Genomic DNA, 1,757 nt, shown 5'->3' with positions numbered 1-1,757 from the left:
GTCGTCGCTAAAGATTCGATCAGATTACTGAATATCTGGAGATTATTGCCGATGATCTGCCCGGAGAAATTTTTCTTGACCTCCACCGAGAAAAGGTCTTCCCAGTGCCAACGGGTCGATCGCTCTGTGGCAGTAGATTTGACGGTACGAATACCGGTTAAAATCTCGATCAGGTAACTGCTTTCCTTAGCGATCGCCTGAAAAATATCCCGGGATATTCGCTGGAGAAAAGGGGTAGAAATTAACGCCAGCAGAAGGAACGGTGGCACAATCGCTAAACTGATCAGGGCTAATTGCCAGCTATAGCGGAACATCACCGCCACATACACGAAAACCGTTAATAAGTCAAGTAAAATCGAGAGAGCTTCCCCAGAGAGAAAACGCTGAATCTTGCGATTTTCCCCGACGCGAGAAATGATATCGCCCACATAGCGGGACTCGAAATAACCGAGGGGAAGGCTGAGGGTATGGCGGATAAAACCGGTGATTAATGCCGTATCGATGCGATTAGCGGTGTGATCGAGGAGATAGGCGCGTAAACCAGTAATTGCCACCCGAAAAACCCCGAAAATTAGCGCACCGATCCCCATCGCCCAAAGGGTGGTTAACGACCCCTGGACGATTACTCGATCGAGGATTAACTGGGTGAAAATCGGCGTAATTAAGCCGAATATCTGGATAAAAAGCGAGGCGACGAAAATTTCCAGCAGTACGAACCAATGGGGTTCCAGTAAGCGATAAAACTGCCAGAGAGAGGTTTTATCCTCTTTCGTGTCCCGGAATTTCTGGTTCGGTTGGAGCAGCAGGGTGAATCCCGTCCATTTACTGGCGAATTCGGCACGACTTAGGGTTAATTGCCCGATCGCTGGATCGCCAATAATCACCTGTTTGGGGGTAATTTTCCAGATAACAACGAAGTGTTTGCCTTCCCAGTGAGCGATCGCCGGTAGGGGCTGTTTCCCTAATCCCTCTAGAGTCGCTTTTACCGGACGGGTGGAGAGGCCGATATTTTCCGCCGCGGTGATCAGTCCCGACAGGGTTGCCCCGTCGCGGTTGACGTTGGCCATTTCCCGCAAACGGTTGACGCTGATTCTTTTGCCCCAATAACGGGCGATCATGACTAAACCGGCCGCCCCGCAATCGGAGGCGGACTGTTGCTCGAAGAAGGGATAACGGCGGAGGGATTGACCGATCCAGTGACCTAACCGCTGCGCCGGAGAGGGAAAATAGGCTCGATCGCTTTTTTTGTCCGTTTCTTCTGTCTTCGTCCCAAGAAGTTGCTCAATTTCCCGCGCCCGTTGTAGTAATGTTTTTTTCAGGGCGGGGTGTTTTTTCAGGATCGGCCTCAGGGCGGACTCCGGGATAAGAAGTAGTTCCGCCTTTGCGGAGACTCGAACCGAGTAGGGCAGAAAACCCGATCGGGGAAAGAGGGAGAATTCTCCGAAAAATTCCTCGGTTTTGAGCGCGATCATCTCTTTTTGCTGGGAGTTCGCTATACGAACTTTGCCGCGAACGACTAGGTATAATCCGGGCTGTAGGGACAAGGTACCCGCTTCGGGAGAGAGGGCGATCGCCGTTTTCTGGAGACTCCGCCACTGGGTTTCGGACAGGAATTCTGGCCAGGGATTGACGAGGCTGTGAGTATCGAGCATAGTTGTTTTAAGCTTTGGCTGAAGGAGAAAGATCGATGATGCGGATCGGCTGTAGCTGTTTGCGGAGGCGATTGACGTGGGTGGGGGTGAGCGCGACCCCGAATT

At 51.8% G+C, this 1,757-nt stretch carries 1 protein-coding gene; it reads right to left on the bottom strand.

The genetic code is table 11. From position 1 onward, the window contains the following. A partial coding sequence (locus tag PX481_RS10920; protein ID WP_288094575.1) for a cysteine peptidase family C39 domain-containing protein occupies nucleotides 1–1,652 on the bottom strand: 1,652 nt, incomplete at its 3' end. Nucleotides 1,653–1,757 lie beyond the last annotated feature (105 nt).

The sequence above is a fragment of the Microcystis sp. M53603_WE2 genome (assembly GCF_030065435.1).
This window is presented reverse-complemented; position numbering and strand designations above follow the sequence as displayed.